Annotated in this window: 9 protein-coding genes, 1 tRNA gene and 1 pseudogene; 10 read left to right on the top strand and 1 reads right to left on the bottom strand. The window is 34.0% G+C overall.

The features are described from left to right. The 5 genes and pseudogenes from AT685_RS00160 to AT685_RS00180 form a co-directional block, all read left to right on the top strand. Nucleotides 1–108: pseudogene (locus AT685_RS00160) on the top strand (orotate phosphoribosyltransferase); the annotation flags it as partial. Nucleotides 109–151: 43 nt separating this feature from the next. Beyond that, nucleotides 152–694, top strand: a complete 543-nt coding sequence (locus tag AT685_RS00165; protein WP_234696203.1) for an NUDIX hydrolase — start codon at nucleotides 152–154, stop codon at nucleotides 692–694. A gap of 29 nt (nucleotides 695–723) precedes the next feature. After that, on the top strand, nucleotides 724–858 hold the full coding sequence (locus AT685_RS08635) for a hypothetical protein (RefSeq protein WP_267886268.1): 135 nt from the start codon (nucleotides 724–726) through the stop codon (nucleotides 856–858). Between the two features lie 2 nt (nucleotides 859–860). Continuing rightward, nucleotides 861–2,231, top strand: coding sequence for a cryptochrome/photolyase family protein (locus AT685_RS00175; protein ID WP_072151067.1), 1,371 nt, complete (start codon nucleotides 861–863; stop codon nucleotides 2,229–2,231). A gap of 5 nt (nucleotides 2,232–2,236) precedes the next feature. Beyond that, nucleotides 2,237–3,142, top strand: a complete 906-nt coding sequence (locus tag AT685_RS00180) for a YbgA family protein (protein WP_072151068.1) — start codon at nucleotides 2,237–2,239, stop codon at nucleotides 3,140–3,142. Nucleotides 3,143–3,146: 4 nt separating this feature from the next. On the opposite strand, the gene AT685_RS00185 is transcribed toward AT685_RS00180, so the two are convergent. After that, nucleotides 3,147–3,221 (bottom strand) — tRNA-Val (locus AT685_RS00185). Nucleotides 3,222–3,276: 55 nt separating this feature from the next. Here AT685_RS00185 and AT685_RS00190 point away from each other — a divergent pair. The 5 genes from AT685_RS00190 to AT685_RS00205 all read left to right on the top strand — a co-directional run. Then, on the top strand, nucleotides 3,277–3,720 hold the full coding sequence (locus AT685_RS00190) for a DUF1844 domain-containing protein (protein ID WP_081040493.1): 444 nt from the start codon (nucleotides 3,277–3,279) through the stop codon (nucleotides 3,718–3,720). A gap of 17 nt (nucleotides 3,721–3,737) precedes the next feature. Further along, nucleotides 3,738–4,403 (top strand): NAD(+)/NADH kinase, encoded by a 666-nt coding sequence (locus AT685_RS00195; RefSeq protein ID WP_081040494.1) that lies wholly within the window; start codon nucleotides 3,738–3,740, stop codon nucleotides 4,401–4,403. Beyond that, nucleotides 4,390–4,644: an NAD(+)/NADH kinase gene (locus AT685_RS08640; protein ID WP_159420437.1), complete on the top strand. Its 255-nt coding sequence runs from the start codon at nucleotides 4,390–4,392 to the stop codon at nucleotides 4,642–4,644. The genes AT685_RS00195 and AT685_RS08640 overlap by 14 nt, the downstream gene beginning before the upstream one ends. Next, a complete protein-coding gene (locus AT685_RS00200) occupies nucleotides 4,631–5,185 on the top strand; it encodes an HD domain-containing protein (RefSeq protein ID WP_072150685.1) in 555 nt (184 codons plus the stop codon). The genes AT685_RS08640 and AT685_RS00200 overlap by 14 nt, the downstream gene beginning before the upstream one ends. Next, nucleotides 5,182–5,639: DedA family protein (locus AT685_RS00205; RefSeq protein ID WP_072151069.1), on the top strand; the 458-nt coding region annotated here is incomplete at its 3' end. The genes AT685_RS00200 and AT685_RS00205, both read left to right, overlap by 4 nt.

Below are 5,639 nucleotides of genomic sequence, written 5' to 3' on the forward strand. Positions count from 1 at the left end.
TTTGCTTCCGTCATTAAACTTGAAGTCCCAACTTTTAAACCTGAAGAATGTCCATTGTGTAAAGAAGGAATTGAAATTGAAAAACCAGGAAGTAGAGGGATTTACTAAAAAATTTATTTGCCTTATGCAAAACGAGAAAATAATGGGAAATATGAAACTTAAGAAAAGAAATATAATTTATCGTGGGAAGGTTTTTGACATAATTGTTGATGAGCTTGAATATTTTGAATCAAAAAATCATACAATTCGTGAAGTAGTTCAACATCCAGGCGGTGCTGTTGTCCTTGGGCTTCTTCAAGACCAAAGAATAATTTTGATAAAACAGTATAGATACCCAATTGACAAATTTATATATGAATTACCAGCTGGAAAGCTTGACCAAGGAGAAGACCCAAAAGTTTGTGCGATAAGAGAACTTGAAGAAGAAACAGGATTCAAGCCAGAAAGAATTGAACTTTTAACCTACATTTATACAAGCCCTGGATTTTGCACTGAAAAACTTTACATCTATTTAGCAGAAAATTTACAGAAAAAGAAACAAAACCTTGAGGAAGGAGAAGTTTTATCAGTTGAATTTAAAACAATTGATGAAGCTGTAGATATGATTCTAAAAGGTGAAATCGTTGACGCTAAATCAATCGCCGGAATAATGATTGCCGAAAAAATTTTAAAACAACGATGGGGGAGGAAATAAAAAACGGAAATAGACAGTTCAATGTTGAAATGAAAAAATGTATTTTTAAAGGTTGTTCCGGAAATCTTGAAGAGATAAGTTATTATGAGCGAAATAACTGGATCACCGTTGAATATCAATGCAAAAAATGTAAAAGAAAATTTACCGTCAAAATAGAAACATAAAAATGAAAGTTGATATCTTATGGTTTAGGCGTGATCTCAGAACAAAAGATAACCCTTTGCTATCCCTTCCCGAGTCCTATGTTTTACCAGTTTTCATATTTGATAAAAATATCCTTGGTAAACTACCTAAAGATGACAAAAGGATAACCTTTATATTTGACAAGGTGATAAAATTAAAAAACAATTTAAAAAGCCTTGGGCTTGATCTTGCAATCTTTTATGGAAAACCTTTGGATGTTTTTGATCTCATATCAGAAAGATATCAAATAAGAAAAATTTTTGCCTCTGGGGATTGGGATAGTTACGCAAGAGAAAGAGATAGACAAATCTCATCAAAGTATAACCTTCAACTTGTCCATGATAACTTCCTAATAGAGCCAAATCTGATTTATAACCTGCAGGGCAAACCTTACACAGTTTTTTCCCACTTTGAAAAAGCTGTATCAAAATTAATTTATGAGCACGCCAAACTTGAATATAAACCGAAAGAAACACTCAACCTCGCAGATTTTGAATATTCAAAGATCATAAAGGTATGTGAAACATTAGAACTTTTACCCATAGACATAAAAAGCATAGGATTTGAAAAACAGACATTAACCTTTGAAGGGGCTATAAAAGAGCCAAAGGAACTTTTAGACAGATTTGAAAAACAAGTAGATTTTTATGAAGAGAATAGAAACTATCCTTTTTTAAATGCCACATCCCTTTTAAGTGTTCATCTACGGTTTGGAACTATATCAGTAAGAGAGATATTCAGATGGGCTATTGAACACGATAAGAAAGGGAAGTTTATAAGCGAGTTAATCTGGCGAGAATTCTTCAACTATATCTTATATCACTACCCATACAGTGAGTTTGAAAACTTTAGGAAGGATATAACGGTAGATTGGCGGGAAGACCATAAAAAGTTTGAAGCTTGGAAAAAAGGGCTGACAGGATTTCCCCTTGTGGATGCAGGAATGCGCCAACTTGAACAAGAGGGTTATATACATAACCGTGTTAGAATGGTTGTAGCAAGCTTTCTAACAAAGAATTTGCATATTGATTGGAGGCTTGGCGAAGAATATTTTTCCCTTAAACTTTTGGACTATGAGGCTTCTTCAAACATAGGTAATTGGCAATGGAACGCAGGAGTTGGCACGGACACAAAGATAAGGTTTTTTAATCCATTTTTACAATCTTTAAAATTTGACCCTAACGGAGACTATATAAAAAAATACATCCCAGAGTTAAGAAAATTAGACCCCAAGTATCTACATAGCCAAGAGTTTTTTGTAAAAGAAAAGATATCGGGCTACCCAAAACCCTTGGTAGATCTAAAACAATCTATATCAAAATTCAAAGAAATTTACCACAGAAAAAATATATAAGAGAGATGAAACCAACAGTTGTAATAAGTGCATGTCTTAACGGACTTCCATACAGATATAATGGTGCCACAGTAAACGATGAACTTGTTAATAAGTTAAAACCACTGTTTAACTTAGTTCATGTTTGCCCTGAATTTGAAATAGGGCTTGGAATACCGAGGAAAACAATAAAACTACATAAAGTTGGGGACGAAATTAGAGCGATCCAAGATGAAACGGAGATAGATTTAACATCAAGGCTTGAAAACTTTGCAAATAATTTCTTAAAAAATCTCGGAGATGTCCATGGATTCATTCTGAAGGCAAAATCACCAAGTTGCGGTGTCGGAAGCACAAAAGTTTATGTAAATGGCAATGTCTACGGGAAAACATATGGAATTTTCGCAAAAGTCGTAAAAGAAAACTTACCCCACATTCCTTTAATTGATGAGGGAAGATTAAGAAACAAAGATTTGATGTGGGAATTTTTAACAAAAGTTTTCATGCTCTTCAGATTTGAGAAAGCAAAATCAGGTATAAATAATTTAATTGAGTTTCACAGCAGACATAAATATCTTTTCATGAGCATATCTCAAAAGCATCTCAAAAATCTTGGAAGAATAATTGCCGAGCACAAAACCGGGAATTTTGAGCAAATAATTAAAAAATACGAATTGACATTTAAAGATATGATGAAACAAAGTTTCAGGAGGACAAATCTTGTTAACTCAATTATACATATCTTCGGTCACATTTCTGAAAATCTTTCACGAAGCGAAAAAGCTCATTTTTTAAAAATGGTTGATAAATTTAAAAATGCTAAAGTTGAATTAACAACAATTGTTGAAATGCTGAGAATTTACGGAATGAGGTTTGAAAATGAATACCTGCTTGGGCAGTATTTTCTTGAGCCATTTCCAGAAATTTTATGAGGAGTGGGCGGTAGAGGATTCGAACCTCTGACCTCTTGCATGTCAAGCAAGCGCTCTAACCAGGCTGAGCTAACCGCCCAAAGTCTGTTTTAAATATAAAAATTTTCAGCATCAAAATCAAGTAAAAAGGCACCTTGCTCCCTAAAAACACAACCTCCTTAAGAAGCACAACGGAGATATTTTATGCCCCATCAAATGGTATACCAAAGGAACTCAACTTGATTTTATCTTTTTCGTTTTTTAAAATTTATCAAAGCTTTAACCATAATAAATTCAAAAAGGCTATGAAAAGTATGAGTTTATTTGAGCAACTTGTTTTTATTCTTTATACACAGGGGTGGGAACAACTTGGCAAGATACCGAACCCTATAACTGGAAAGATTGAGAAAAAACTTGAAGAAGCAAAATTCACAATTGATTTGCTTGACATGTTAAAAGAAAAGACGAAAGGAAATTTAACGGAGGATGAAATTAGATTCCTTGAATACTCAATCTCACAACTTAAAATAAACTACTTTTTTGAAGTTGAAAACGAAAGAAAACAAAAATCAGAAACAACCCCGCAAAACCAATCATAAACAAAACTCATACCTCAATGAAATTTGGTATCATCGGTAACCTTGCAAAGGAATCACTTTATGAAATAGTTTTTAACTTGACAAATCAACTTGAATGTGAAAAAATACAATTTTTCCTTCAAAAGGAAATCGCTGATGAAATTGAAAAAAGATTTTCAAAAAAAATTGAACAAAAGTTAAACTTACCTGAACTACTTGCAAGCTCTGACATAATTGTCTCATTTGGTGGCGATGGAACAATTTTATCAACCGCAAGATTAGTTGGGCATCGTGAAATCCCCATACTCGGCGTAAACCTTGGTAAACTTGGTTTTCTTGCTGAAGTTTCACCTGAAGAAATTTTTGGCTTTATAAAAAAAGTTTGCAACGATGAATACAGAATTGAGGAAAGAATGGCTCTTGAAGCAAGTGTAAAAGGTAACGATGAAAAATACTTTGCATTAAATGACATCGTAATTGATAGAGCTGGTTCAACAAGAGTTGTTGATATTGAGACATACATAAATGATGAATATTTGATAACATACACAGCAGATGGACTTATTATATCAACTCCAACTGGTTCAACTGCATACTCACTTGCAGCTGGGGGACCGATAGTGACACCCTCAAGTCATGTTATAACTCTTACCCCCCATTTGTCCACACACTCTAACAGCAAGGTCTATTGTGATACCAGATGACAGTATAATAAAAATAAAAATTGAATTTCATGAAAAAGACATTTTGATCACTGCAGACGGTCAAATTGAGCATAAAATTAAACCACCCCTTGAGGTCATCGTAAAAAAAGCGGATTATAAAGTAAAACTTGTAAAACGACTTGAAGTAAGCTATTTTGATGTTTTAAGATCAAAATTAATGTGGGGGATGGATTTAAGAATTGAAAAAACAAAGACAGGAAACGAAAATGCCAACTTATGAAGATGCTCTTAATCTTCTATTTGAATTCACAGAAAGTGAAAATTTGCGAAAACACGCCTTTGCGGTTGAATCAGCAATGAGAGCTTATGCCAGAAAGTTCGGAGAAGATGAGGAAAAATGGGCAATCGTCGGTCTTCTGCACGATTTTGATTATGAAAAATTTCCAACACCAGATCAACATCCGTGGGTCGGTTCAAAAATACTTGAAGAAAGAGGATACCCAGAAGATATACGCAGGGCAATTTTAGGTCACGCTGATTATACGGGTGTCCCAAGAGATACACTCATGGCAAAAGTTCTTTATGCATGCGATGAACTCTGCGGTTTCATCACAGCCGTTGCCCTCGTCAGACCAAATAAAAAAATTGAAGAAGTAACCGTTGAATCCGTAAAGAAAAAACTTAAAGATAAAGCATTTGCAAGGTCTGTAAATAGAAATGATATTTACAAAGGTGCCGAAGAACTCGGGATCCCACTTGATGAACATATCCAATTTGTAATTGAAGCAATGAAATCAATAGCGGATAAACTTGGTCTATGACATCATACTTAACTATCTACATTTGGATATCGCTTGGAATAGTGTTTCAAGGAGAAGTTGCGTTACTTGGAGCTGGACATTTAATTTATGCTGGCAGTGTTAATTTTTGGATAGTTATTTTAATCGCGACTTTTCTCTCCTTTATCAACGGTGAGATTATTTTTATTTTATCAAAAACGGGATTAAAACTTATACCAATCCCATATGAAAAAATTTTTAAAGCTGGGAAATTAGTTGAACAATATAAAACATCGCTCTTGCTCTTTTCAAGGTTTATTTATGGGGTGAGAAATATCATACCCGCAGCGTTTGGACTCACAGATATAAAACACGCTGAATTTTCAATTCTGAATTTTGCTGGCGCATTCATCTGGGCAGTGACATTTACAACCGTAGGACTTTTCTCTGGAGGGCTTCTCTCAAATTTTATTGATGTAAAAAGATATCAAATGCT

Origin of the sequence: Candidatus Kryptobacter tengchongensis, from assembly GCF_001458555.1 — a bacterium.
In the GTDB taxonomy this organism is placed as follows: domain Bacteria; phylum Bacteroidota; class Ignavibacteria; order Kryptoniales; family Kryptoniaceae; genus Kryptonium; species Kryptonium tengchongense.

Excerpts from the sequence above, each read along its gene's own strand:
- AT685_RS00165 (WP_234696203.1), top strand. The coding sequence starts at position 152 with ATGAAACTTAAGAAAAGAAATATAATTTATCGTGGGAAGGTTTTTGAC.
- AT685_RS08635 (WP_267886268.1), top strand. The coding sequence starts at position 724 with ATGAAAAAATGTATTTTTAAAGGTTGTTCCGGAAATCTTGAAGAGATA.
- AT685_RS00175 (WP_072151067.1), top strand. The coding sequence starts at position 861 with ATGAAAGTTGATATCTTATGGTTTAGGCGTGATCTCAGAACAAAAGAT.
- AT685_RS00180 (WP_072151068.1), top strand. The coding sequence starts at position 2,237 with ATGAAACCAACAGTTGTAATAAGTGCATGTCTTAACGGACTTCCATAC.
- AT685_RS00195 (WP_081040494.1), top strand. The coding sequence starts at position 3,738 with ATGAAATTTGGTATCATCGGTAACCTTGCAAAGGAATCACTTTATGAA.
- AT685_RS00200 (WP_072150685.1), top strand. The coding sequence starts at position 4,631 with ATGCCAACTTATGAAGATGCTCTTAATCTTCTATTTGAATTCACAGAA.